At 65.1% G+C, this 23,185-nt stretch carries 27 protein-coding genes and 1 tRNA gene; 17 read left to right on the top strand and 11 right to left on the bottom strand.

Features of this window, described 5'->3' with window-relative positions:
- The first annotated feature begins 1 nt into the window (after position 1).
- From NKH95_RS29370 to NKH95_RS29360, 3 genes are read left to right on the top strand one after another with little or no spacing between them, the layout of a single operon-like run.
- Complete coding sequence (locus tag NKH95_RS29370; RefSeq protein WP_352551936.1) at positions 2-634, top strand: precorrin-8X methylmutase; 633 nt, start codon at positions 2-4, stop codon at positions 632-634.
- Positions 631-1,389, top strand: a complete 759-nt coding sequence (locus NKH95_RS29365; RefSeq protein ID WP_352551934.1) for a precorrin-2 C(20)-methyltransferase — start codon at positions 631-633, stop codon at positions 1,387-1,389. Before NKH95_RS29370 ends, NKH95_RS29365 begins: the two co-directional genes overlap by 4 nt.
- On the top strand, positions 1,386-2,150 hold the full coding sequence (locus NKH95_RS29360) for a precorrin-3B C(17)-methyltransferase (RefSeq protein ID WP_352551932.1): 765 nt from the start codon (positions 1,386-1,388) through the stop codon (positions 2,148-2,150). Before NKH95_RS29365 ends, NKH95_RS29360 begins: the two co-directional genes overlap by 4 nt.
- On the opposite strand, the gene NKH95_RS29355 is transcribed toward NKH95_RS29360, so the two are convergent.
- Positions 2,114-2,881, bottom strand: a complete 768-nt coding sequence (locus NKH95_RS29355; RefSeq protein ID WP_352894048.1) for a cobalt-precorrin-6A reductase — start codon at positions 2,879-2,881, stop codon at positions 2,114-2,116. The two genes, NKH95_RS29360 and NKH95_RS29355, sit on opposite strands and share 37 nt — an antisense overlap.
- A 1-nt stretch (position 2,882) precedes the next feature.
- Here NKH95_RS29355 and cbiE point away from each other — a divergent pair, with 1 nt between their 5' ends.
- The 7 genes from cbiE to cobT are packed head-to-tail and all read left to right on the top strand — an operon-like array spanning position 2,883 to position 9,221.
- Positions 2,883-4,112, top strand: a complete 1,230-nt coding sequence (gene cbiE, locus NKH95_RS29350) for a precorrin-6y C5,15-methyltransferase (decarboxylating) subunit CbiE (protein ID WP_352751294.1) — start codon at positions 2,883-2,885, stop codon at positions 4,110-4,112.
- Complete coding sequence (locus NKH95_RS29345) at positions 4,109-4,495, top strand: cobalamin biosynthesis protein (RefSeq protein ID WP_352799203.1); 387 nt, start codon at positions 4,109-4,111, stop codon at positions 4,493-4,495. Before cbiE ends, NKH95_RS29345 begins: the two co-directional genes overlap by 4 nt.
- A complete protein-coding gene (gene cobM / locus NKH95_RS29340) occupies positions 4,492-5,256 on the top strand; it encodes a precorrin-4 C(11)-methyltransferase (protein ID WP_352751290.1) in 765 nt (254 codons plus the stop codon). The genes NKH95_RS29345 and cobM overlap by 4 nt, the downstream gene beginning before the upstream one ends.
- Positions 5,253-6,071 (top strand): uroporphyrinogen-III C-methyltransferase, encoded by an 819-nt coding sequence (gene cobA / locus NKH95_RS29335; RefSeq protein ID WP_352751288.1) that lies wholly within the window; start codon positions 5,253-5,255, stop codon positions 6,069-6,071. Before cobM ends, cobA begins: the two co-directional genes overlap by 4 nt.
- Positions 6,068-7,381 (top strand): cobyrinic acid a,c-diamide synthase CobB, encoded by a 1,314-nt coding sequence (locus NKH95_RS29330; protein WP_352751286.1) that lies wholly within the window; start codon positions 6,068-6,070, stop codon positions 7,379-7,381. Before cobA ends, NKH95_RS29330 begins: the two co-directional genes overlap by 4 nt.
- A gap of 3 nt (positions 7,382-7,384) precedes the next feature.
- The gene (locus tag NKH95_RS29325) at positions 7,385-8,161 is read left to right on the top strand and encodes an adenosylcobinamide-GDP ribazoletransferase (RefSeq protein ID WP_128304434.1); all 777 of its coding nucleotides are present in this window, start codon (positions 7,385-7,387) and stop codon (positions 8,159-8,161) included.
- 49 nt (positions 8,162-8,210) lie between these two features.
- Positions 8,211-9,221 carry a nicotinate-nucleotide--dimethylbenzimidazole phosphoribosyltransferase gene (gene cobT / locus NKH95_RS29320; protein WP_128304435.1) on the top strand — a complete coding sequence of 337 codons (1,011 nt, stop codon included), beginning with the start codon at positions 8,211-8,213 and terminating at the stop codon, positions 9,219-9,221.
- A 253-nt stretch (positions 9,222-9,474) separates the two neighbouring features.
- On the opposite strand, the gene NKH95_RS29315 is transcribed toward cobT, so the two are convergent.
- A tRNA-Lys gene (locus tag NKH95_RS29315) sits at positions 9,475-9,550 on the bottom strand.
- Between the two features lie 106 nt (positions 9,551-9,656).
- Positions 9,657-10,565: a PhzF family phenazine biosynthesis protein gene (locus NKH95_RS29310; protein WP_023812407.1), complete on the bottom strand. Its 909-nt coding sequence runs from the start codon at positions 10,563-10,565 to the stop codon at positions 9,657-9,659.
- A gap of 101 nt (positions 10,566-10,666) precedes the next feature.
- On the opposite strand from NKH95_RS29310, the gene NKH95_RS29305 reads away from it, so the two are divergent.
- From NKH95_RS29305 to NKH95_RS29290, 4 genes are all read left to right on the top strand, one after another.
- Positions 10,667-11,959, top strand: a complete 1,293-nt coding sequence (locus NKH95_RS29305) for an efflux RND transporter periplasmic adaptor subunit (protein ID WP_352894044.1) — start codon at positions 10,667-10,669, stop codon at positions 11,957-11,959.
- Positions 11,960-11,963: 4 nt separating this feature from the next.
- Positions 11,964-12,671, top strand: coding sequence for an ABC transporter ATP-binding protein (locus NKH95_RS29300; protein ID WP_023812409.1), 708 nt, complete (start codon positions 11,964-11,966; stop codon positions 12,669-12,671).
- Positions 12,672-12,673: 2 nt separating this feature from the next.
- On the top strand, positions 12,674-13,891 hold the full coding sequence (locus NKH95_RS29295) for an ABC transporter permease (protein WP_023812410.1): 1,218 nt from the start codon (positions 12,674-12,676) through the stop codon (positions 13,889-13,891).
- Positions 13,892-14,024: 133 nt separating this feature from the next.
- Entirely contained in the window at positions 14,025-14,267 is a 243-nt protein-coding gene (locus tag NKH95_RS29290; protein ID WP_352439810.1) for a hypothetical protein, read from the top strand.
- Here the strand turns inward: NKH95_RS29290 and NKH95_RS29285 are convergent.
- Together NKH95_RS29285 and NKH95_RS29280 are read right to left on the bottom strand one after the other, a co-directional pair.
- Positions 14,264-14,980 carry a hypothetical protein gene (locus NKH95_RS29285; protein ID WP_352894042.1) on the bottom strand — a complete coding sequence of 239 codons (717 nt, stop codon included), beginning with the start codon at positions 14,978-14,980 and terminating at the stop codon, positions 14,264-14,266. The genes NKH95_RS29290 and NKH95_RS29285 overlap by 4 nt on opposite strands.
- 23 nt (positions 14,981-15,003) lie before the next feature.
- Positions 15,004-16,134 (bottom strand): endonuclease/exonuclease/phosphatase family protein, encoded by a 1,131-nt coding sequence (locus tag NKH95_RS29280; protein WP_352439808.1) that lies wholly within the window; start codon positions 16,132-16,134, stop codon positions 15,004-15,006.
- A gap of 189 nt (positions 16,135-16,323) precedes the next feature.
- On the opposite strand from NKH95_RS29280, the gene NKH95_RS29275 reads away from it, so the two are divergent.
- A complete protein-coding gene (locus NKH95_RS29275) occupies positions 16,324-16,887 on the top strand; it encodes a BA14K family protein (protein WP_352894040.1) in 564 nt (187 codons plus the stop codon).
- Positions 16,888-16,989: 102 nt separating this feature from the next.
- On the opposite strand, the gene ilvC is transcribed toward NKH95_RS29275, so the two are convergent.
- From ilvC to NKH95_RS29260, 3 genes are all read right to left on the bottom strand, one after another.
- Positions 16,990-18,009 (bottom strand): ketol-acid reductoisomerase, encoded by a 1,020-nt coding sequence (ilvC, locus tag NKH95_RS29270; RefSeq protein WP_013531065.1) that lies wholly within the window; start codon positions 18,007-18,009, stop codon positions 16,990-16,992.
- A gap of 26 nt (positions 18,010-18,035) precedes the next feature.
- A complete protein-coding gene (locus tag NKH95_RS29265; RefSeq protein WP_352894038.1) occupies positions 18,036-18,689 on the bottom strand; it encodes a TetR/AcrR family transcriptional regulator in 654 nt (217 codons plus the stop codon).
- A gap of 151 nt (positions 18,690-18,840) precedes the next feature.
- Positions 18,841-19,299 carry a MarR family winged helix-turn-helix transcriptional regulator gene (locus tag NKH95_RS29260; protein WP_352894036.1) on the bottom strand — a complete coding sequence of 153 codons (459 nt, stop codon included), beginning with the start codon at positions 19,297-19,299 and terminating at the stop codon, positions 18,841-18,843.
- Positions 19,300-19,399: 100 nt separating this feature from the next.
- Here NKH95_RS29260 and NKH95_RS29255 point away from each other — a divergent pair, with 100 nt between their 5' ends.
- Positions 19,400-20,146 (top strand): glutathione S-transferase family protein, encoded by a 747-nt coding sequence (locus NKH95_RS29255; RefSeq protein ID WP_352894033.1) that lies wholly within the window; start codon positions 19,400-19,402, stop codon positions 20,144-20,146.
- Here the strand turns inward: NKH95_RS29255 and NKH95_RS29250 are convergent.
- Entirely contained in the window at positions 20,094-21,356 is a 1,263-nt protein-coding gene (locus NKH95_RS29250; RefSeq protein WP_352894031.1) for an FAD-dependent oxidoreductase, read from the bottom strand. The two genes, NKH95_RS29255 and NKH95_RS29250, sit on opposite strands and share 53 nt — an antisense overlap.
- A gap of 46 nt (positions 21,357-21,402) precedes the next feature.
- A complete protein-coding gene (locus NKH95_RS29245) occupies positions 21,403-21,813 on the bottom strand; it encodes a winged helix-turn-helix transcriptional regulator (RefSeq protein ID WP_127293162.1) in 411 nt (136 codons plus the stop codon).
- Between the two features lie 135 nt (positions 21,814-21,948).
- On the opposite strand from NKH95_RS29245, the gene NKH95_RS29240 reads away from it, so the two are divergent.
- A complete protein-coding gene (locus NKH95_RS29240) occupies positions 21,949-22,842 on the top strand; it encodes an SDR family oxidoreductase (protein WP_352612395.1) in 894 nt (297 codons plus the stop codon).
- A 62-nt stretch (positions 22,843-22,904) separates the two neighbouring features.
- Here NKH95_RS29240 and NKH95_RS29235 read toward each other — a convergent pair.
- Positions 22,905-23,185, bottom strand: a 281-nt coding sequence (locus NKH95_RS29235; RefSeq protein WP_502895379.1) for a KUP/HAK/KT family potassium transporter, incomplete at its 5' end; no start/stop codon positions are given.

The raw sequence follows: 23,185 nt of genomic DNA, 5'->3' as shown, positions 1-23,185 counted from the left end.
CATGGCCGCCTACGACTATATCCATGACGGCACGGCGATCTACGAGCGCTCCTTCGCCATCATCCGCGCCGAGGCCGATCTGTCGCGCTTCTCCGAAGCCGAGGCCGATGTCGCCATCCGCATGATCCATGCCTGCGGCCAGGTCGAAGCCGCCAGTCATTTCGTCTTCTCCACCGATTTCGTTGCCGCCGCGCGCACCGCTTTGGCGGCTGGCGCGCCAATTTTCTGCGACGCGGAAATGGTCTCGCATGGCGTCACCCGCGCCAGGCTGCCGGCCGGCAACGAGGTGATCTGCACCTTGCGCGACCCGCGCACGCACGACATCGCCAGGGAGATCGGCAACACCCGTTCGGCCGCCGCGATCGACCTGTGGGGCGAGCGCATGGCCGGCTCGCTGGTCGCCATCGGCAATGCGCCGACCGCGCTCTTCTATCTCCTGGAAAAACTGCGCGACGGCGCGCCGAAGCCAGCGGCCATCATCGGCATGCCGGTCGGCTTCGTCGGCGCGGCCGAATCCAAGGATGCTTTGGCCGAGAATTCCTATGGCGTTCCCTACGCCATCGTGCGCGGCCGGCTCGGTGGCAGCGCCATGACCGCCGCCGCGCTCAATTCATTGGCGAGGCCGGGCCTGTGAACGCCTTTCTCAAAGGCCGTCTCATCGGCGTCGGCACCGGTCCCGGCGACCCCGAACTGCTGACGCTAAAAGCCGCGCGCGTCTTGGCGGAAGCCGATGTCGTGGCCTATTTCGCCAAGCGCGGCAACAACAGCAACGCGCGTGCCATTGTCGAAGCGCAGTTCCGGCCCGAAATGACGGAATTGCCGCTGCTCTATCCCGTCACCACCGAAATCGACAAGGATCACGACGACTACCGCTCGCAGATCACGGCTTTCTACGAGGAGTCCGCCGAGAAGGTCGCCGAACACCTTCAGGCGGGCAGAATGGTTGCCGTGCTGTCCGAGGGCGATCCGCTTTTCTACGGCTCCTACATGCATCTGCATGTGCGGCTCGCTCATCGCTTCCCGACCGAAGTCATTCCCGGAATCACCGCCATGTCCGGCTGCTGGTCGCAGACTGGTGTTCCGATCGTCCAGGGCGACGATGTGCTGACGGTGCTGCCCGGCACGATGAGCGAGTTCGAGCTGACGCGCCGGCTGGCTGACACCGATGCCGCCGTCATCATGAAGGTCGGCCGCAACCTGCCCAAGATCAGGCGTGCGCTGGAGGCTACGGCCAAGCTGTCGCGCGCCGTCTATGTCGAGCGCGGCACCATGGCCGGCAGCGTGTCGATGAAGCTTGCCGACAAGCCGGACGACAAGGCCCCCTATTTCGCCATCGTGCTGGTCGCCGGCTGGTCCGGCCGCCCCGGCGCTTTGGGAGCGCAAGCATGAGCGGCCGTCTCACCGTCATCGGGCTTGGCCCCGGCAATACCGATCAGGTCACGCCGGAAGCCAGCCGCGCCGTCGCCGAGGCCAAATTCTTTTACGGCTACAAACCCTATCTCGACCGGCTGGACCTGCGCCCGGATCAGACCCGCGTCGCTTCCGACAATCGCGAGGAACTTGCCCGCTCCAAGGACGCACTGGTCAAAGCCGCCGAGGGCCACGACGTCGCGGTGGTTTCCGGTGGCGATCCCGGCGTGTTCGCGATGGCGGCGGCCGTCTGCGAGGCGATGGAGGCCGGACCGGCCGAATGGCGCGCGGTCGATGTCGCTGTGGTGCCCGGCATCACCGCCATGCTGGCGGTCGCCGCCCGCATCGGCGCGCCGCTTGGTCATGATTTCTGCGCCATCTCGCTGTCCGACAATCTCAAGCCGTGGGAGCTGATCGAATTGCGTCTGCTGGCGGCGGCCGGCGCCGGCTTCGTCATCGCGCTCTACAACCCGATCAGCAAGGCACGCCCCTGGCAGCTCGGCCGCGCCTTCGAATGCCTCACCGCGATCCTGCCAGGCACCACGCCAGTGATTTTCGGCCGCGCCGCCGGCCGCCCGGACGAGCGTATTGAGGTCTACCTGCTGGCAGACGTCGACGCGCAAAAGGCCGACATGGCGACCTGCATCATCATCGGCTCGCCGGAAACCCGCATCATCAAGCGCGCTGAGAAGCCGGCGCTGGTTTACACGCCGCGCTCGTCCACGGGGCGGACAAAATGATCGACCATCACGGTCAGCGCTTCAACGCTTTCAGCCGCGGGAACATCCGGCAAGGTTGGCCGTTGGATCATGACCACCTCGAGGCCAAGCGCCCGCGCCGCGGCGATCTTGCCATAAGTCGCTTCGCCGCCGCTGTTCTTGGACACGACGACATCGATGCGTTGCTTTTCGAGCAGCGCGCGTTCCTCCGCCTCACGAAACGGGCCACGGGCCAGAAGATAGCTCGCATCCGGCACGGCAAGCTTGGGCTCGATCGCGTCGACGCTGCGGACGAGATAATGATGCTGGGGCGCAGCTTCGAAAGCGGCGACCTCTTGCCGGCCCAGCGCCAGGAAAACACGGCGCGGCGCCAGTCCAAGTGCTCGCGCGGCATCGCCGGATGTATTGACCTCAGTCCAGCGGTCGCCTTCGACAGGCTCCCAGCCGGGGCGTCGCAGCGCAAGGATCGGCACACCGGCCACGCGGGCGGCTTGCGCCGCATTGGCGGAGATCCGCGCTGCATAGGGATGCGTGGCGTCAATCAGCAAGTCGGTGCCCGTCTCTCGGAGATAGGTAGCAAGCCCGTCGGCGCCACCATAACCTCCGCTTCGCACCGGCACGCCTTGCGCGACCGGGCTCTCGGTACGGCCAGCCAGCGACAGCGTGACCGACAGCTCGGCGCGCTCGGCCAATTTTCCTGCCAGTTGCCGGGCTTCCGTGGTGCCGCCGAGGATCAGAATGCGGTGGGTCATCATGCCTGCTAGGGGTCAATCGAGCGCCGCTTGGCTTACAATCGTTGGCATCGGCGAGGACGGTTTAGCCGGTCTCGGCGACGAGGCCAAGCAGCGGATTGCCAGGGCGGAAGTCATCTTCGGCGGCAAGCGGCACCTGGCGCTCGTCGCTTCCTTCTCCAAGGGCGAGCCGCGCGCCTGGCCGGTTCCTTTCGATGCCGAGATGGCTGACGTCCTGGCGCTTGCCGGCAGGCGCGTCTGCGTGCTCGCCTCGGGCGATCCGTTCTTCCACGGCGTTGGCGCCACCCTCGCCCGGAAAGTGAAGGCGCAGGAGATGCATGTCATTCCCGCGCCGTCAGCGATTTCGCTGGCGTCCGCCCGCCTTGGCTGGGCGCTGCAGGACATCGAGACCGTCTCGCTGCATGGCCGGCCACTCGACCTGATCCGGCCACTCCTGCAACCGAACGCGCGCATCCTGGCGCTGACGTCGGACGCCGAAGCCCTTGCGGCGATCGCCCGCCTGCTCACCGAACTCGACTTCGGCGCATCGCGGCTCACCGTTCTGGAGGCACTGGGCGGGCCAAACGAGAACCAGCGTTCGGCGCGCGCCGATGCCTTCGATCTCGAAAGCATCAATCCGCTGAACGTGTTGGCGGTCGAAGTTGAATCCGGTCCGGATGCGCGCGTCCTGCCGCTCACATCAGGCCTTGCCGATCATCTGTTCGACCATGACGGCCAGATCACCAAGCGCGAAATCCGCGCGATCACCCTGTCGGCGCTGGCGCCACGGCGCGGCGAGCTGCTGTGGGACATCGGCGCCGGCTCCGGTTCCATCGGCATCGAATGGATGCTGGCCCACCCTTCCATGCGCACTATAGCCGTCGAGGCCGACCCGGTCCGCGCCGCCCGTATTGGCCGCAACGCCGCCGCCTGTGGCGTTCCCGGCCTTGTCGTGGTGGAAGGCAGCGCCCCCAGGGCGCTTGCCAGGCTGGACACGCCTGATGCGATCTTCATTGGCGGCGGCGGCAGCGATGCCGGTGTCTTGAATGCCGCCATCAAGGCGCTGCGCGCTGGCGGCCGCCTCGTTGCCAACGCGGTGACGCTGGAGATGGAAACCCTGCTTCTCGCCCGCCATGTCTCGCTTGGCGGCGATCTCACGCGGATAAACATATCCCGCGCATCGCCCGTCGGCTCGATGCAGGCATGGCGGCCGGCCATGCCGGTCACCCAATGGAGCTGGGTGAAGCCATGATGGTCGCAGGCATAGGCTGCCGAAAGGGCGTGAGCGTCGAAGACGTGCTTGCAACGGTCGAAACCGCGCTGGAGACGCATGGGCTGGCGGTGACGGCGCTTTCGGCACTGGCAACTGCCGAGTTCAAGAAGGATGAAGAAGCGATCGCCGCCGCTGGCCGCGCGCTGAGCCTTCCGGTCATCGTCGTCGACAACTCAGCACTTCAGGCTGCCTCGTCGGACACGCTTAGCCATTCCGAGCTCTCGCAGGATGTTGCCGGCACGCCCTCGGTTTCCGAGGCGTCAGCCCTCGCCGTTGCCGGCGCCGGGGCAAAACTGCTCGGCCCCCGCACGGTGCTCGGCTCGGTCACTTGTGCCATCGCCATCAGCGGAGATGCGCCATGACCGTTCATTTCATCGGCGCCGGTCCCGGTGCCGCCGACCTCATTACGCTACGCGGCGCGAGACTCTTGGCGAGCTGCCCGGTCTGTCTTCATGCCGGATCGATCGTCGCGCCCGAATTGCTGCAGCATTGCGCGCCAGGGACAAAGCTGATCGACACCGCGCCGATGTCGCTCGACGAGATCGAAGCCGCCTATGTCGAGGCCCACAAATCAGGCCATGACGTCGCCCGCCTGCATTCCGGCGACCTGTCGGTATGGAGCGCCGTGGCCGAGCAGATCCGCCGGTTGGAAAAGCATGGCATTCCCTACACGCTGACGCCGGGCGTCCCCTCCTTCGCCGCTGCCGCCGCAGCATTGCGCCGCGAGCTGACCATTCCCGAAGTCGCGCAAAGCCTGGTGCTGACCCGCATCTCCGGGCGCGCATCAAAAATGCCGCCCGGCGAAACGCTCGCCGGCTTCGGCCGCACCGGCGCCACGCTTGCTATTCATCTTGCCATCCACGCCATCGACCGCATCGTCGCCGAGCTCACGCCGCACTATGGCGGCGATTGCCCGGTGGCGGTCGTCTTCCGCGCCTCCTGGCCGGACGAGCGTGTGCTGACCGGCACGCTGGCGACCATCGAAGAGTTGCTGGCCGCCGATCCGATGGAACGCACGGCGATCATCTTCGTCGGCCGCTCGCTGGCGGCACAGGATTTCGGGGAGAGTTCATTGTACGACGCCCATTACCAGCGGCGTTTTCGCGGACGGGACGGATTGTGAGCGGCAGCACCAAAAAAACCGGCGAAAACGCCACGCTCGAAAAAGCCTTGTCCCGGCTGAATTTCAAGCCGCGCCCGCTCGAACCGGGCCATGTCTGGCTGGCCGGCGCCGGTCCCGGCGATCCCGGCTGCCTGACCCTGGAAGTGCTGGCTGCGTTGGCCGAGGCGGACGCCTTGGTCTACGACGCGCTGGTCTCCCCCAATGTCGTCGCCGTTGCCGAAAGCGCCGAGCTGTTCTTTGCCGGCAAGCGCGGCGGAAAACCGTCGATGAAACAGGACGACATCACCGCTTTGCTGGTCCGGCTGGCACGCGAAGGCCGCCGCGTCGTCAGGCTGAAGGGCGGCGATCCCTATATTTTCGGCCGTGGCGGCGAAGAGGCCTTGGCGCTCGTGCGCGAAAACATTCCGTTCCGCGTCCTGCCCGGCCTGACATCGGGGCTCAGCGCGCTGGCCGCCACCGGCATCCCGGCCACCATGCGCGGCATCAACAAGGGGGTGATCCTGGCGACCGGCCACGCCGCCGGCACCGATGACGATCTCGACTGGGCGGCGATCGCCCGAACCGGCCAGCCTGTGGTCGTCTATATGGGCATGGCCAATCTGCCGCTGATATCAGCGGCACTGCTGGATGGCGGACTGGCGCCGTCGACACCGGCGGCAGTGATCGTCGCCGCGACGACGCCGCAGGAACGAACCGTCGTCGCCACGCTCGCCACCATTGCCGAGGAAGCCGCGGCCGCCGGCCTTGCCTCGCCGGCGCTGATCGTCGTCGGCGGCATCGTCGCCATGCGCGCGGCACTGGTAGGTGCTTTGTGACCGCCCGCGCGATCATCATCGGCGCGCCGCGCTCCGGCTCCGGCAAGACCAGCGTCACCATAGGCATTTTACGCGCGCTGACCCGGCGCGGACTGAAGGTGCGAGGCGCCAAATCCGGCCCCGACTATATCGACCCCGGCTTCCACACCGCCGCCACGGGACTGTCCGGCGTCAACCTGGACAGCTGGGCGATGCCGCCATCGCTGCTCAACGCACTCGCTGCGCAAGCCGCCGACGACACCGATTTCGTCATCCTCGAAAGCGCCATGGGCCTGTTCGACGGCATTCCGGCCTCGCCGGGGCGCACCGGCTCGGCCGCCGACCTGGCGCGGCTCTACGGCCTGCCGGTGTTGCTGGTGCTCGACGTTTCCGGCCAGTCGACCACCGCGGCCGCCGTCGCCAAGGGCTTTGCCACCTACGATCCGGATGTACGCATGGCCGGAATCGTGCTCAACCGGCTGGGCAGCGAGCGCCATCGCAAGCTGTGCAGCGAGGCCATCGAGGCGATCGGCTTGCCGGTCGTCGGCGCCATCCTGCGCGATCCCACGCTGAACCTGCCCGAGCGCCATCTCGGCCTCGTCCAGGCCGGCGAATATGACGACCTGATGGCGCATCTCGACCGGCTGGCCGACATGGCGGAAAAGTCGCTCGACCTCGATGCGATCATGGCCCTGGCGACACCCCTCACCCCGGCACATGGCGGCTTCGACGACGCGCTGGCGCCGCCCGGCCAGCGCATCGCGTTGGCCGAGGATGCCGCCTTCACCTTCCTCTATCCACATGTCGCCGCCTACTGGCGCAAGGCAGGTGCGGAAATCGTCCCGTTCTCGCCGCTCGCCGACGAAGCGCCCCACGAGACCTGCGATGTCTGCTGGCTACCCGGCGGCTATCCCGAGCTACACGCCGGCAAGCTCGCCGCCGCCGCGAATTTCCGCGCCGGGATGGCGTGTTTTGCAGCAACAAAGCCCATCCATGGCGAGTGCGGTGGCTTCATGGTGTTGGGCGAAGCGCTGGAGGATGCGTCGGGCGAAACGCATGCGATGCTCGGCCTGCTCGGCCATTCCACCAGCTTCGCCAAACGCAAGATGAATCTCGGCTACCGCGAGGCGCGGTTGCGCGTCGACTGCCCGCTGGGCTCACAAGGTGCGCTGATCCGCGGCCACGAATTCCACTATGCGCAGATGACGGCCACCGGCAATGACGAGCCGCTGGCCGACCTTGCCGACGGCCAGGGCAATCCGATCGGCGCCTCGGGCTATCGGCGCGGCTATGTCAGCGGCACCTTCTTCCATGCGATTGCGAGGGGCTAAAGCATGAAGTTCAAGAATCTGGCTCTTTCACCGCGGCAGGTCGTCGACGACATCGCGCTTTGCCTGGTCTTCTTCACCAGTCTGCCGCTGCCCGTCTTCGATTTTCGCGGCCGCAGTCTTGCCGCCGCGATCTGGGCAGCCCCCATTGCCGGACTTGTCGTCGGCCTGATCGGCGCCATCGTCTTCGCCACGGCGGAACGGTTTGGCCTGGCCATGGGGCCAGCGGCCGCACTTGCGCTTGTGGCAACCGTGCTCACCACCGGCTGCCTGCATGAGGACGGGCTATCCGACGTCGCCGACGGCTTTGGCGGCGGCAAATCACGCGGCCGCAAACTCGAGATCATGCGCGACAGCCGCATCGGCGCCTATGGTGCGGCGGCGCTGGGCCTGTCGCTGCTGATCCGCTGGAGCGCGCTGTCGGAACTCGTCGACCCTACACAGGCCCTGTTCGCCCTCCTGGCCGCGCACGCGGCCTCGCGCGGCCTGCTTGGCGCTTTCATGCATCTGCTGCCTCCAGCGCGCGTCGACGGCCTCTCGGCCGATGCCGGCACCGTCTCGCAGGAAACCGCCATGGCCGGCGCCGTGCTCGGCGCGATCCCGCTGCTCCTGCTCGGATTGGGCGGCGCCGTCTTCGCGCTGATCCTGCTTGGCCTGCTGTTTGCCGCTTTCCGCGCCCTTTGCCTCAACCAGATCGATGGCCAGACCGGCGACACGATCGGAGCCTTGCAGCAGGCAAGCGAGATCGCGGTGCTGCTCGTCGCTTCCGTAGCGCTTTCCTGATCCTTGGCCTGATCCCTTGGCCTGATTCCTTTTCGGAGACTTTGCCCCCATGCCCTTCAAATCGCTTAGTGAATTGCGCGCCGCCTGCCTCGACCTGCCGGCCGGCAGCGATGCCGCGGCCAATGCGGTCGTCCGCCGCCAAGACACGCTGACCAAGCCGCAAGGCAGCCTTGGCCGGCTGGAGACGATCGCCGCGTGGTTGGCACGCTGGCAGGGCCGCGACATGCCAAAACTCGACCGCGTCAAGGTTTTCGTCTTCGCCGGCAACCATGGCGTCACCGCGCAAGGCGTTTCGGCCTATCCTTCGGAGGTCACCGTGCAGATGGTGGCGAATTTCGCCGGCGGCGGTGCCGCCATCAACCAGCTTGCCCGCATGGCCGGCGCCGAACTCGACGTCATTCCGCTCGATCTCGACCATCCCACCGGCGATTTCACCCAAGTGCCGGCGATGGACGAGAAGTCGTTCCTCGCCGCCGTGTCGGCCGGCTACGACGCGGTGACAAAAGACCTCGACCTCGTCTGCTTCGGCGAAATGGGCATCGGCAACACCACGCCTGCAGCCGCCATTTCAGCCGCCTTGTTCGGCGGCGGTGCTGAAAAATGGACCGGGCGCGGCACCGGTGTCGACGACGCCGGCCTCAAGCGCAAGGTGGTCGCCATCGAAGCCGGCCTGGAGCGCCACGCCGCCGCCCTTGCCGATCCGCTTGCTATCGCTGCCACGCTCGGCGGCCGCGAACTCGCCGCCATCTTCGGCGCCACGCTGGCCGCCCGCCATGTGGGCATACCCGTGCTGCTCGACGGCTTCGTCTGCACCGCCGCCGCGGCCCCGCTAGCCAGACTGCACCCGACCGGCCTCGCCCACACGATTGCCGCGCACGTTTCGGCCGAATCGGGCCATCGCGGCCTGCTCGAAGCCCTCGGCCTGCCGCCGCTGCTCGATCTCGGCATGCGACTCGGCGAAGGCTCCGGCGCCTGCCTGGCCGTAAACATCGTCCGCTCGGCGCTGGAGTGCCATGCCCGCATGGCAAGTTTTGCAGAAGCGGGTGTTTCGGAGAAGTAGGTATCCAACCCCCGTATCGACCGACAAAGAAGCCGTTGTCACGACAAAGGAAGCATCTTCCGGCATCGGCGATTCTCAACCGGGGAAAAGAGCATTGCTTTTCGATTCGGCCGGTTTCTGAGCCGCATTTTTCAACGCGGCTGAATCGCCACGAGATCCGGATAGCGGTTGAAGAATCACGGCCAGACGCATGCCCGAGACGCGCCAAACGCGTCTCGCTTTCAGGGTCTTTCCACCAACTCTCCTAGGAATTTGGTGGGTGCGCACAGGATTGAACTGTGGACCCGCTGATTAAGAGTCAGCTGCTCTACCAACTGAGCTACGCACCCACTCGGCCGGCAAAAACCGGCGTTGGCGGGCATATAGCCGCCACCACCGGTCCTGTCCAGCCCTGCCGGAATCATTTCCCGACAAATCGACCGAGCATGCGTTCGATCAGACGAACAGCTTGCCCTCCGCCACCTTGACCGCATTGCCGCCGATGCGCGCCGAGGCCAGTTTTCCGCCTTGCACGGTCAGTTCGAGGCGGATGCGCGATGGCCGGCCCATCTCCAGCCCCTGCTCGATCCACAGCTGCGAAATGCCGTCGGTCGGCGCGTCGAAATGCATGATGGCGCCGGCAAAGGCGGCAGCCGCCGAGCCGGTCGCCGGATCCTCGTAGGAAGGCGTGCCAGGCACGATCATGCGCACATGGAAGGCGCTTTCGTGGTTCACCGTTTCGCGGCAATAGACATAGGGGCTGGCAAAGGCCCATTCGCTCTTGCGCGGCGCCAGTTCCGACCAGGCCTGGTTGTCCAGCCGGATTCGGCCCGCCGCCTCGAGATTGGCAACCGGAATGGTGACGTAGGGCACGCCGGCCGACCAGAACGCGACGCGGTGATTCTCGAAGCCGATTTCATGCGGCGTCAACCCAAGGGCGGCGCCGATCGCCTCCGGATCGGCCTCGAGCTTCAGCGGTTCCGGCAGCTTCGCCAGGTCGAACTCGGCGAAGGTGTTGCCGTCGTGCTTGCTGACGGCGCAACGCACCGGGCCGATGTTTTCCTCCAGCACGAAGATGCCGGCGCCGCCCTCTTCCGCCAGTTCGGCCAGCGCGATCGCGGCGCCCACGGTCGGGTGGCCGGCGAATGGCATTTCATAGTCGGGGGTGAAGATGCGAATGCGGTTTCTGTGCTTGGGATTGTCCGGCGGCAGCACGAAAACCGACTCGGACAGGTTGAATTCGCGCGCGATGGCCTGCATCGCCGCCGTGTCCAATCCCTCGCTGTCCAGCACGACGGCCAAAGGATTGCCGGCCAGTCGCTCGGTCGTAAACACATCGTAAAGCAAGTAATTCCGAGTTTTCATTCCTGCCTCAATCCCAACATGGGCGAAATTTAATTTGATATTTGAACCAGTAAGCCTGATCTGTGCACAGATAGGGACATTGCGCATTATAGGGGTCCAGCGTGGACCAGATTGTCAATCTGCCAAACACGGAATCGGATTCCGCCATCGAGACGGCGCTTGGGCTCGACCAGACGGGGCGGCGCAAGTCGCGTCGGCGCGGCTGGCTCTATGCGCTGCTGGCGCTGATCGTGCTCGCCGCCGCGCTCGGCGTCTATCAGTGGTATGCCGGCTCGCCGGCCGGGATCGATTACACCACCGTGCCTGCCGCCAAGGCTGATCTCACCGTCGCGGTATCGGCGACCGGCACGCTGCAGCCGCTCACCCAGGTCGACATTTCAAGCGAACTGTCCGGCATCATCCGCTCGGTCTCGGCCGAGGAGAACCAGCAGGTCAAGAAGGGTGACGTGCTGGCGACACTCGACACGGTGAAACTAGAGGTCCAGATCGAGCGCGCCGAAGCTTCGGCCAAGGCCGCCGCCGCCAATGTCGAGGACGCCACGGTTACGCTGACCGAAAACGAGAAGGCGCTGGTGCGCGCCGCCGAACTGACCAGGCGTGGCATGGCGACCGACCAGTCGCTTGAAGCAGCAACCGCCACGCGCGACCGTTCCAAGGCAGCGCTCGACAGTGCGCAGGCCAACCTCGCCATCGCCCAGGCCGACCTCAAGGCGCAGCAGACCGACCTTGCCAAGAGCACCATCTATGCGCCGATCGACGGCATCGTGCTGACGCGCTCGGTCGATCCCGGCCAGACGGTCGCCTCCTCCCTGCAGGCGCCGGTGCTGTTCATCATCGCCGCCGATCTCAGGAACATGGAACTGGTGGCGGCGGTCGACGAAGCCGACATCGGCGCGGTCAAATCCGGCCAGCATGCCCGCTTCACCGTCGATGCCTTCCCCGAGCGGCCGTTCGACGCCGAGATCCGCGACATCTCCTATGCCTCGGTCACCACCGACGGCGTCGTCACCTACAATGCGCGGCTCGAGGTCGACAACAACGAGCTGTTGCTGCGGCCCGGCATGACCGCAACCGTTTCGGTCGTCACCAAACAGGCCAAGGGCGTGCTCACCGTGCCGGCCACCGCCTTCCGCTATCGTCCGGCGCAGCAGGCCGCCCGCGGCTGGAGCCTGAGCGACCTGTTCACCGGCCGCATGGGGCGCCCCGGCGGCAACCGCCAGCGCCAGGCCGCCACAGTGCCCACCGACGGCTCGCGCACGCTCTACGTGCTGGAGAACGGGCGTCCGCACCCGGTCAACGTCAAGATCGGCTCGACCGACGGCGAACTGACCGAGATCATTTCGGGCCTGGACGAAGGCGCTCAAATCATCACCGCGTCGCAGCAGCGGAGCTGATGCCGTGGCTGCGGGCGCGACCCTCATCACCTTCGACAAGGTCTGGAAGAGCTACGGCCAGGGCGAGGCCAAGGTGCATGCGCTGGCCGGCGTCGATCTTGCCATCCGGCGTGGCGAATTCGTCGCCATCATGGGTCCGTCCGGCTCCGGCAAGTCGACGGCGATGAACATCATCGGCTGCCTCGACACGCCGACGGCCGGAACCTATTCCTTCATGGGCATCGACGCCGGCCGCCTCGACCGCAACCGCCGTGCCATGCTGCGCAACCTCTATGTCGGCTTCGTCTTCCAGGGCTACAACCTGCTGGCCCGCACCACGGCGGCCGAAAATGTCGAACTGCCGCTGATCTATCGCGGCGTCGCCGCCCGCGAGCGCCGCGACCTGGCCATGCAGGCCTTGGCGCAGGTCGGCCTTGTCGGCCGCGAGCACCACACGCCGGCCGAACTGTCCGGCGGCCAGCAGCAGCGCGTGGCGATCGCGCGCGCCATCGTCACGCGCCCGACACTGCTCGTCGCCGACGAGCCGACCGGCAATCTCGACACCGCCCGCACGCACGAGATCATGGAGCTGCTGACCCGGCTCAACACCGGGCTTGGCCTGACCGTCGCCATGGTTACGCATGAGGCCGACGTCGCCGATTATGCCGAACGAACCATCCGCTTCCTCGACGGTCATGTCGCCTCCGACACAATGAAGCTGGAGACGGCATAACCATGATCTGGGAAACCGTCCGCCTCTCGCTGCGCTCGATCCGCCGCAACGTGCTGCGCTCGTTCCTGACCTTGCTCGGCATCGTCATCGGTGTTGCCGCCGTCATTGCCATGCTTACCATCGGCTCGGGTACCACAGCAAAGGTCAAGGCCGACATCTCCAAGCTCGGCAGCAATCTACTGGTGGTCCGCTCCGGCCGTCCGGCCGGCCCCGGCGGACCGGGCGGGCTCGACCAGGTGGTGCGTCCGCTCGCGGAAAAGGACCTTGCGGCACTTGTGGCGCATCTCAGCGGCGCGCGCGCGATTTCACCGGCCTCGCAAAAGCAGGTCCGCGTCATCTTCGGCACCGAGAGCCTGACCTCGGGCGTCACCGGCACCGACAGCGCCTATCTCGATGCGCGCGACTGGAAGCTGGTGTCGGGCCGCCCGTTCAGCGATTCCGAAACCCGCTCGGGCACCGGCGTGTGCCTGATCGGCGAGACCGTGCGCCAGCAATTCTTCGGCGCCGGCGATCCCGAAGGCGAGATCATCCGCGTCAACCGCACCTCCTGCAAGATCATCGGCCTGCTCGAGCCCAAGGGCTATACCGGCTTCGGCCAGGACCAGGACAATGTCGTGCTGATGCCGTTGCACGCCTACCAGCGCCGCATCGCCGGCAACCGCGACATCGACAACATCTACATCGCCGCCGACGACCGCACACCGACCAGCGAATTGCAGCCGCGCGTCGAGGATATTTTGCGTGATGCGCGCCGCATCACGCCGGACCGCGAGAGCGATTTCGCCATCCGCGACATGACCCAGATCGCCGACGCCATGGCCAGCGCCACAACCACCATGACCGGCATGCTGGGCGCCGTCGCCGGCGTCAGCCTGCTGGTCGGCGGCATCGGCATCATGAACATCATGCTGGTGTCGGTCACCGAGCGCACCCGGGAGATCGGCATCAGGCTGGCCATCGGCGCGCATGAGAAGCACATCCTGATCCAGTTCCTGGTCGAGGCGACGGTGCTGTCGCTGCTCGGGGGCATCATCGGCATCCTGATCGGCCTGGCGCTGGCCGGCCTCGCCGCGGTGACGCTGACCATCCCGTTTGCGCCGAGCCCGGCGGTGATCCTGCTCGCCGTCGGCTTTTCCGCCCTGATCGGCATGGTCTTCGGCTTCTTCCCAGCATTGCGCGGCGCCAGGCTCGATCCGATCGACGCGCTAAGGCACGAATAGGGCAACCCGGCCAGAACGCGGCCGGCGCTCCGACCCGGTTTTGCACAGTCTTCGACGTTTCCACCCGGCCCGCCACTGTCCCCACACTGTTCGCGATGCTAGGGCAATTGACCTTGGGTGGAGGAATAGCGGGATGAGCAAGAAGGCGCGACTGGTCCTGGCGATGGTGGTCATCGAGGCAGGTCTTGCAGGCATCTGGTGGTATCTCGCCCGCTTCGGCATGGCCAATCCCGATCGCGTCACATCAGATTTCCAGGCAGTCGTCGGCCAGACCATGGGAATGGCGATGGGCGGCTTGCTTGGCATCGGCTTCATCCTGTTCCTCGTCGCCGCCCGCAACGATCGCAACGCGGCACAGAACAAGACGCGCCCTTAATTCCTGTTTGCGAAATGCCACTCGATCAGCGGCTTCATGTGCGGCGACAGCCCGACCGGCAGGTCGGCGGCATGGCGAATGATCACCGGCCCGTCGATCTCCGGGTCGGTCTCGGTGGCGACGAAGGCCGAGATGCGCCTGGCGATCTCGTCGGCGGACGCCGTCGCGTGATAACGGCGGAAGATTACCGTGCCGCTGCTGGTCGACATGGCATGGTAGCGCTTGCCGCGTTCCGCACCTGACAGGTCGAGACCGGTTTCCTCGCGCACCTCGCGGATCATGTTGAAATCGACATCGACCAGCCCATCGCGAAAATCGATCGGCTCGAACGAGCCGGCAGCGAAATAGACGCGGCCGGCATTGACTGTGTGCGGCCCCATGCGGATCGCCACCAGCGCATTGTCGCCGGCCACCAGCATGGCATGGGCATAGGCATGCTCGGCGCCCGAATTCTCGCGCCGCTTCCGCCACAGCATGAACGTCGAGTAATTGACCGCATGGCAGCGGCCGACGAGACGGCTGTCGCGGTAGGCAAGTTGCGACAGCAGCACCACCATGCCGTCGAACAGCGCCGGATTGGCGGCGATTTCGTGCTGCCAGTTGTCGGCGATCGCCTCTGCATTGTCCCTTGCGAAAGGGTGCGGACCGGGATCGAGCCGGACGTCGATGTCGTCGACCGGCAGGATGACGTTGCGCGGCAGGTCGAAACTCATACCGTATCAGGCCCCAATACTGCTTACCGGACAATGTCCAGCGTGATCGCCACCGGGCAATGATCCGATGCCTTCGGCCGGTCCCAGCCGGCGCGCGGAAACCGCTCGACCTCCTGGCCGGGCGGAAAAATGGTGCGCCAGGGCTGGCCGTTGCGGATAATGTCGGGAACGGCCGTTGCGTTGCTGGCGGCGAGCCCCTTCGACAACAGAATGTAGTCGAGTTGGCACAGATGCCGCTCTTCGGGTCCTCGCGTGTGGTAGAAACTCCAGCGGTTCATCTCCGGCCGCCGCTCGACGACATTTTCGCAAAAGCCGCCTGCCGTCAGCACGTTGATGCAGGACAGGGCTTCGTCGACCACCTCGAAGCGATAACCGTCGATCGCATCGCCTGCTACCTTCACGCGCTGGCGATAGTCATTCATGTCGCCGCAGATCGCCCAGCGTTTGTCGGCGGCCCCACTTTTGTCAGCGGTGTCCCCACCGAAGCGCTCCTCGATGATGCGGCGCACGGCCTGCGCCTCTGCGATGCGCACCGGCATCGTCGCCTCGCGCCCGTCGAGCCCGTTGCGCGGCGAGCCCATCGACTTGAAATGCACGAGATAGAGCGTCAGCGGCACGCCACCCACGGTGACGTCGATCTCCAGGCAGTCGCGCCGGAAAATGCGCTCATTGGCCTGATTGCCCAGTGCCTCGAGTTCCGGCGTGTGCAGCCCGAACTGCTCGTAGGTGACATAGGCGTGGCTGGTCATGCGCACGAATTCGATCGGCTGGCCCTGCGCGGTCTCGTTGCGCATCATTACGGCAACGTCGATACCGCGCGAATCATTGCCCGCTGTGGTGTATTTCTGCCGGTAGCCCTGCCCCACCATCTTGAACAAATAGCCGTATTCGAAGGCCTTCAGCGCTTCGATGTTGTCGACCTCCTGCATGCAGATGATGTCGGCCCGGGTGGCAGCGATCGCCAGCGCCGTCAGCTGGCGCGTGTCGTCGGACTGGGCGATGGCGCGGGCCTGCTCCAGGATCCTGTATTCCGCTTCGCTCTGGATATCGAACAGCGCCAGCGTTCGATCCTCGTTGAGCTGGTTGCGATAGCCGGAAAAATCGAACCTGTTCATCAGGTTCTCGACATTGAAGGTGGCAAGGCGCAGCGACATGCCATGACCTTTGCCCGCAAGTGCTTGGGAAAACAAGCTCGCAAAACCACCATCTGAGATCGATTGGTCCTGGGCGCGTTCGCGTCATGGTTGACGGAACCTTTCCGTTCATCCGCCGTTCAGATGCAAACATCCATTGTTGCCCCATTCCTCGGGTGGGCGTGGGGCCTGTAACTCTTGGAGAGTGCAATGAGTTCGCTCTTTTCTTCCACGGTCAAATCGGGGCTGGTAGCCCTCGGTATCCTGTCCGGCGTCACGGCACCGTCCGCCGCCGGACCGATCATGCAGCCGGATCTGTCGATACCCACCAGCACGGCGGCGCCGAATGTCACGCCGGTCCGCGACAGCTGGGCGGGCGGCAACAACCGTCAGTTCAACAACGACGATTGGAGATGGCGCCGGTCAGGCAATTGGGACGGCGGCCGTCGACACTGGCACGGCGGCGGTGGTAACTGGAATGGCGGAGACAACTGGCGTTGGCGCCATGGTCGCCATCACTATCGCGGCGGCCGTTACTATGATGATGGCGCGAGTGCCGCGATCCTGGGCCTTGGCCTGGGGCTTGGCCTCGGCAGCATGTACAACAATAACGACTACTACGACCGGCCGGCGCCGCGCCGCTACTACCGCGCGGGACGGCTTTCGAGCGTCCATGTCCAATGGTGCTACAACCGCTACCGGTCGTACCGGGCCTACGACAACACGTTCCAGCCCTATAACGGCCCGCGGCAGCAGTGCTACTCACCCTATTGAGCTGGCCTGTGGCTGAGCTGACCGACAGAATGAAGAAACGGCGCCACTTGGCGCCGTTTTTTGTCATGGAAGCCGCTGTTTTCGAGCGCTTGTGGATTTCGCTCAATTCTTCGCCTTGTCGACCAGCTTGTTCTTGGAAATCCAGGGCATCATCGCGCGCAGCTTGGCGCCGACTTCCTCGATCTGGTGGCTGTCATTGTTGCGGCGGATGCCCTTGAAGCGGGACATGCCGGCGCGGTATTCCTGCATCCACTCCGAGGTGAATTTTCCCGTCTGGATGTCCTTCAGCACGCGCTTCATCTCGGCCTTGGTCTCGGCGGTGATGATGCGCGGGCCCGAGACATATTCGCCCCATTCGGCGGTGTTCGAGATCGAGTAGTTCATGTTGGCGATGCCGCCTTCATAGATCAGGTCGACGATCAGCTTGACCTCGTGCAGGCACTCGAAATAGGCCATCTCAGGCGCGTAGCCGGCTTCCACCAGCGTCTCGAAACCGGCCCGGATCAGCTCGACCAGACCGCCGCACAGCACGACCTGCTCGCCGAACAGGTCGGTCTCGCATTCCTCGCGGAAATTGGTCTCGATGATGCCCGAACGGCCGCCGCCGACGCCGCAGGCGTAGGACAGCGCCAGGTCGAGCGCATTGCCCGAGGCATCCTGGTTGACGGCGACCAGGCACGGCACGCCGCCGCCCTTCTGGTATTCGCCGCGCACCGTGTGGCCGGGACCCTTCGGTGCGATCATGACGACGTCGACCGTCGACTTCGGCTCGATCAGGCCGAAATGCACGTTGAGGCCATGCGCGAAGGCGATAGCGGCACCATCGCGGATATTCGGCGCGATCTCGTTTTTGTAGATGTCGGCCTGCAGTTCGTCCGGCGTTGCCATCATCATCAGGTCGGCCCATTTGGCGGCGTCCGCCACGCTCATCACCTTGAGCCCGTCGGCCTCGACCTTCTTGGCGGTCGCCGAGCCGGCCTTGAGGCCGATGGCGATCTCCTTGGCGCCGGAATCCTTGAGGTTGAGCGCATGCGCCCTGCCTTGGCTGCCATAGCCGATGATGGCGACCTTCTTGCCCTTGATCAGATTGAGATCGGCATCACGATCGTAATAGACGCGCATTTTGTCTTCCTTCCCGTTTTTACAAATCAGAGGGCCTTGCGGCCGGTTGTTGCTCCATGAAGAGCGAGAAACTGCTGCGTCGCGCGCGCGGCATCGCCGCCGATTGCCGCCTCAGTCAATTCCAGCCGGTCGCCAAGCAGCAGACGGATCTGCACGTCGCGGGCGACCAGCCCGAAAAAGGTGCGGAACGCCGTCTCGGCATCCGCGAAATCCAAAAGCCCGGTCCGTCGGCCGGCCTCAAGCACCGGCTTCAACCGTTTGGCCAATGCGAAGCGGCCGTTCTCAAGCACGACGGCGCCGAGATTGTCCTTACCCGAGCCCGCATGGCTGACCGCCACCCGGTTGAGGGCGATCGACGTGTCGCTGGAGATCACCTTAAGCCAGTCCGAGGCAAAGCGTTCGAGGCTTGCAGTCAGCGAGGCAGGATCGAGCCCCTTGCCGTCAACCGGCGCCACCCGCACTTTCGAAGCCTGCCACTGCACCGTCGCCGTCAGCAGCCCGTCACGGTCGCCGAACCATTTGTAAAGCGTTTCCTTGGAGCAGCTAGCGCGGCGCGCCACGGCGGTCATGGTCAGATGATCGCCCTCCTCGACCAGCAGCCGCAACGCCGCGTCGAGGACGGCCTTCTGCCGTTCTGTCAGCGCTTCGCTGGTGTCCATATCGGGCAAGATGTGCAACACGCTTTTCTCTCGAAAGGCAGGCCACCGATCACTCGGCAATCCGTACCGTACGTTACGGTTCGGCATATTGCGCATTCCAAGGCCGCACGCAAGAGGACGAGAGCAAAATATCTGCAAGTGGATGAGCGTTGCCGCGCGCGACAAGCCTCGCCTAGTCGCCGGCTGGCGGTTGACGCAGCCGTCCAAGCAATGCCGAGACCATGGTCAGCTCATCCGCCGACAATTTGGCGCCTACTAGTTCCGCAATCGAGCGTCCGTAGACAGCCCACATCTGGCGGCGTGTCTCTCGCCCGCTGGCGGTGATGCGGATGGTCTGGCCACGGCCGTCATCGGCCACCGGCAGTTTCTCCACCAGTCCGTCGGCCTCTAGGCGGGCCAGAAGCCGAGAGATGTTGTATTGCGCGAACAGCGTGCGCTCGATGAGCTGGAACGGCCGCAACCCGCCCTCACCCGCCTCGGCGAGCTCATGCAGCACGTCGTACCAGGCAAGCGGCGGCAGGCCGGCGGCCTTCAACGCCTCTTCGGCGCTTTCCATCAGTTGGCGCGAAACCCGCATCAGGCGGGCCCAGGCCTTGATGGCGGCTGGCGAAGGCGTGGCTTTCTCGGTCATGGCGCATTCCTAGACGATAGATGCAATTGCATCAAGCTTGACGGTGGATGCATGTGCATCTACATAGATGCAATTGCATTAACCCTGGAAAGCCGATCCGATGAAACACGAAACCTGCACACGCGCCGACAAGCTCATTCTCGTCAGCCACCACCTCTGCCCCTATGTGCAGCGCGCCGCGATTTCGCTGGCCGAAAAGGGCGTGCCGTTCGAGCGCATCGATATCGACCTCGCCAACAAGCCGGACTGGTTCAAGGCGATCTCGCCGCTCGGCAAGGTGCCGCTGCTGCGCGTGCAGCGAAATGGCGAGGAAACGGTGGTCTTCGAGTCAGCGGTCATCCTGGAATTCCTCGAAGAGACGCAGGCCAATCCCCTCCACCCTGTCGATCCCTATGCCCGCGCCCGTCATCGTGCCTGGATCGAGTTCGGTTCGGCAGCCCTCAACGCCATCGGCCGGTTCTATTCAGCCCCGACCGAGGCTGGCTTCCTTGCCGAATCCAGCGCGCTGTCCGCCATGTTCGATCGCCTCGAAGCCGAGCTGGCGGACGAGCCCGGCGGACCCTGGTTCGCCAGCAACCACTTTTCGCTGGTCGACGCCGTTTACGGTCCGGTCTTCCGCTATCTCGATGTCTTCGACCACATCGGTGATTTCGGCATTCTGGACGGCAAACCGCTCGTCCGAGCCTGGCGCAAGGCGTTGAGTGAACGCCCGTCGATCAGGCAAGCCGTGGCGCCGGACTATCCGCAGCGCCTGCATGCTTTCCTGCAAGCGAAGGGATCGCACCTTTCAGGCCTCATCCGGCAAAACGATCCAGCCACCGCGCCTCGGTCAGCCCAATCCGCTTGAACGGATTGATCATCGTACCGGCCACCATCGAGGCGAGAAACTGCGGCGCCGGCGGGATTTTTGCCACCGTCGCCACCAGCCTGTCGCGGATGAAGGGCAGCGCCACCGAATCCGACTGGTAGAACGGCGTGAATGCCAGCGACAGCGCCTGGAAGATGCGGACATGCCAGCGCCGCGCCTTCGCATAGGCCTCCAGTGCTGCGTCGACACTCGTTGTCCGCACAAGCGCATGGCTGAGCGCCGCCGCGTCGAGCAGCGCCATGTTCGCCCCTTGCCCGAGTTGCGGACTGGTGGAATGCGCCGCGTCGCCGATGACGGCCAATCGCCTACCGGCCGGGAGCTTCATCGTGTGGTGGCCGTAGCGGGCCAGCGAGAGCTGGTCGAAACTGTCGATCTGGCTGGTGAACGCCTCGCTCTGTGGCCACAGCCGGACCACCCTTTCCTTCCAGGCGTTCAGGCCGCGGACGCGCACCTCATCGGCATCCGACGGCTTCAGGCTCCAGAAGAAGGCCGCCATCTTTTCAGCGCCCGGCTGCGGCCGGCCGACCGGCAGCACGCCGATCATCACGCTCGCTTTGTCGTAGCGTTGCAGCAGCGCATGCTCATCGAAACCGTCGCCGCGCCAACCAAGCGAGGCCCAGAACGCGCCATAGGTGAGTGCTCTTGGCTCGCCTGGAGCGCTCGCGCGGCGCAGTTTCGAGCGCGAACCGCTGGCGTCGATGACGAGGTCGAACGGCCCTGCCCTTCGTCGGTTGCCGCATATCAGCGTCGCCCGTTCGCCGGTCTCCAGAGCCTCGATCTCGACGCCGGTCTCGATGGCGATCGCCTCGCGCTGCGCGGCGCGGAAAAGCACGCCGAACAAGGCCGCCCGGTGCACCGCCAGCCCGAAGCGGCCACCGCGTTGCGCATCGTAGCGGACATCGAGCACCGTACGGCCCGTGGAAGCATCGGCGCCATGCAGGCGGTCGATACGGCTGCCCAGCGCGAGTATGTCGTCAAGCAGGCCAAGATCGGCCAGGACCGTCAGCCCTGTCGGCTGCAGAATCAGCCCGGAGCCGACCGGCTTCGGCTCATCGAAGCGCTCGAAGACCGTGACCCGATGCCCGGCACGCTTGAGATAGAGCGCCATGGCCAATCCCGCCGGCCCGGCGCCGGCAATTGCTATGTCGTAGGAAATGCCAATGCCCCCAAGCCGAACTGGCCGGGACAATCCTTCAGCCGCCCGACGAAATCAAGCCGCGGGTTTTAACTGCCGTTCAAGCCTGCATGGCATCAAAGCCGGAACGCGCGTCGCGCACCGCGTCATGATTGAGTTCGGCCCATAGGATCAGCTGATGCAAGGCGCCGAACATCGAGTGTCCGAGATCGGTCAGGCTGTATTCGACGCTCGGCGGCTTGGTCGGGAACACTTCGCGATGCACATAGCCGTCACGCTGCAAATCATGGAGCGTCTGCGTCAGCATGCGCTGTGAGATATCGGGCACCAGCCGCCGCAATTCGCCAAACCGATAGGGCTTTTCGGCCAGCGCCATCATCAGCAGCGAGCTCCATTTGCCGCTCACCCCCTGGATGACATCGCGGACTGGACAATTTGCAAAATTGCCGCCGCCGGAGATCGCCTTGTAGACCTCCATCTTCGATCTCAGATTGACGATCTTGCTGTCCACCGCTGGTTCCCTGCGCCTGCCTACCTCCCGAAAAACTGCCTTCTTTACGGCCATGGGTCAATTCCTATTTTAGTGCTGGTCTCTTTTTGAGACTGCCACTCGAACCGCCTTAGCGGCGCAATGTCAGGATCTTCCATGACCGAAACCCTTCTCATCACCGGCGCTTCCGGCCAGCTCGGCCGCGGCGTCATCAACCATCTGCTGGACACGTTCAAGGTTCCAGCGGCACGGATCATCGCCGCCACCCGCAATCCGGAAAACCTCGCCGGCCTGGCGGCGCGAGGCGTCATCACAAGGGCGGCTGACTTCGACGACACACTATCGTTGGAGGCTGCGTTCAAGGGCGCCGACAGGGTGCTGATCATCTCGACCGGCGAGATCGACCTGCTTCACGGCAAGCGCCTGAGGCAGCACGAGAACGCGGTTGCCGCCGGGAAGAAGGCCGGTGTTTCCCACCTTCTCTACACCTCGATGCCTAATCCAGAACCGGTTTCGCCGGTGCTGTTTGCCAATGATCACTACGGCACCGAGCAGGCGATCAAGGCGAGCGGCATCCCCTACACGATCTTCCGCAACGGCTGGTACCAGGAGAACCTGTTCATGGCCCTGCCGCACGCGATCGCTTCGGGAAAATGGTACACGTCCGCCGGCGACGGCCGCATGGCGCACGGTGCGCGCGACGACATGGCGGCAGCGATCGCCGCCGGCCTCGCCGCCGCATCAAGCGAAAGCGAGACCTACACCTTGACCGGCCCGCAGGCCTACACGACGGCCGAGATTGCCGCCCTGGTAAGCGAGGTCACCGGCAAGCCGCTAGATGTCGTGCAGGTTCCGGATGAAGCCCTGACCGAGGGCGTGAAGGCGGCTGGCGTTCCCGAGGACTTTGCCCGCATCATCGTGTCGTTCGACGCCAACACGCGTTCCGGCCGCATCGCCATGGTGACGGACGCGGTCGAGACGCTTTCCGGCCGAAAGTCGAAGACGCTGAAGCAGTTCCTCGAGGCAAACAAGGCCGCGCTGGCCGGTTGAAGCGGAGTGACATGGACTGTGCCGTGAAGCACAGTCCATTCGCCGATCCGCCAGGACATGTCCTAGATCGCCACCTGCGTGCCGATCTCGACCACGCGCCCGGTCGGGATTTGGAAATACTCCGTCGCATCGGCCGCCGTGCGCGCCAGGCCGATGAACAGCCGATCCTGCCACACCGGCATGCCGGAATTGGGCGAGGCCTTGAGCGAACGCCGTGACAGGAAGAACGAGGTCGTCATGATGTCGAACTTCCAGCCCTGCTTGCGGCAGATCGCCAGCGCGCGCGGGATGTTCGGCTGCTCCATGTAGCCGAAGGTCAGCGTCACCCGCATGAACAGCTCGT

This window comes from Mesorhizobium sp. M0848, assembly GCF_040319805.1.
Classification (GTDB): domain Bacteria; phylum Pseudomonadota; class Alphaproteobacteria; order Rhizobiales; family Rhizobiaceae; genus Mesorhizobium.
The sequence above is the reverse complement of the archived record's forward strand: the minus strand, read 5'-3'. Positions and strand labels throughout refer to the sequence as shown.

Bases quoted from the DNA above. Each gene is read 5' to 3' on its own strand.
- NKH95_RS29370 (WP_352551936.1), top strand. From the start codon at position 2: ATGGCCGCCTACGACTATATCCATGACGGCACGGCGATCTACGAGCGC.
- NKH95_RS29360 (WP_352551932.1), top strand. From the start codon at position 1,386: ATGAGCGGCCGTCTCACCGTCATCGGGCTTGGCCCCGGCAATACCGAT.
- NKH95_RS29355 (WP_352894048.1), bottom strand. From the start codon at position 2,881: ATGACCCACCGCATTCTGATCCTCGGCGGCACCACGGAAGCCCGGCAA.
- cbiE (WP_352751294.1), top strand. From the start codon at position 2,883: ATGCCTGCTAGGGGTCAATCGAGCGCCGCTTGGCTTACAATCGTTGGC.
- NKH95_RS29345 (WP_352799203.1), top strand. From the start codon at position 4,109: ATGATGGTCGCAGGCATAGGCTGCCGAAAGGGCGTGAGCGTCGAAGAC.
- cobM (WP_352751290.1), top strand. From the start codon at position 4,492: ATGACCGTTCATTTCATCGGCGCCGGTCCCGGTGCCGCCGACCTCATT.
- NKH95_RS29325 (WP_128304434.1), top strand. From the start codon at position 7,385: ATGAAGTTCAAGAATCTGGCTCTTTCACCGCGGCAGGTCGTCGACGAC.
- cobT (WP_128304435.1), top strand. From the start codon at position 8,211: ATGCCCTTCAAATCGCTTAGTGAATTGCGCGCCGCCTGCCTCGACCTG.
- NKH95_RS29310 (WP_023812407.1), bottom strand. From the start codon at position 10,565: ATGAAAACTCGGAATTACTTGCTTTACGATGTGTTTACGACCGAGCGA.
- NKH95_RS29295 (WP_023812410.1), top strand. From the start codon at position 12,674: ATGATCTGGGAAACCGTCCGCCTCTCGCTGCGCTCGATCCGCCGCAAC.
- NKH95_RS29290 (WP_352439810.1), top strand. From the start codon at position 14,025: ATGAGCAAGAAGGCGCGACTGGTCCTGGCGATGGTGGTCATCGAGGCA.
- NKH95_RS29285 (WP_352894042.1), bottom strand. From the start codon at position 14,980: ATGAGTTTCGACCTGCCGCGCAACGTCATCCTGCCGGTCGACGACATC.
- NKH95_RS29280 (WP_352439808.1), bottom strand. From the start codon at position 16,134: ATGTCGCTGCGCCTTGCCACCTTCAATGTCGAGAACCTGATGAACAGG.
- NKH95_RS29275 (WP_352894040.1), top strand. From the start codon at position 16,324: ATGAGTTCGCTCTTTTCTTCCACGGTCAAATCGGGGCTGGTAGCCCTC.
- ilvC (WP_013531065.1), bottom strand. From the start codon at position 18,009: ATGCGCGTCTATTACGATCGTGATGCCGATCTCAATCTGATCAAGGGC.
- NKH95_RS29260 (WP_352894036.1), bottom strand. From the start codon at position 19,299: ATGACCGAGAAAGCCACGCCTTCGCCAGCCGCCATCAAGGCCTGGGCC.
- NKH95_RS29255 (WP_352894033.1), top strand. From the start codon at position 19,400: ATGAAACACGAAACCTGCACACGCGCCGACAAGCTCATTCTCGTCAGC.
- NKH95_RS29240 (WP_352612395.1), top strand. From the start codon at position 21,949: ATGACCGAAACCCTTCTCATCACCGGCGCTTCCGGCCAGCTCGGCCGC.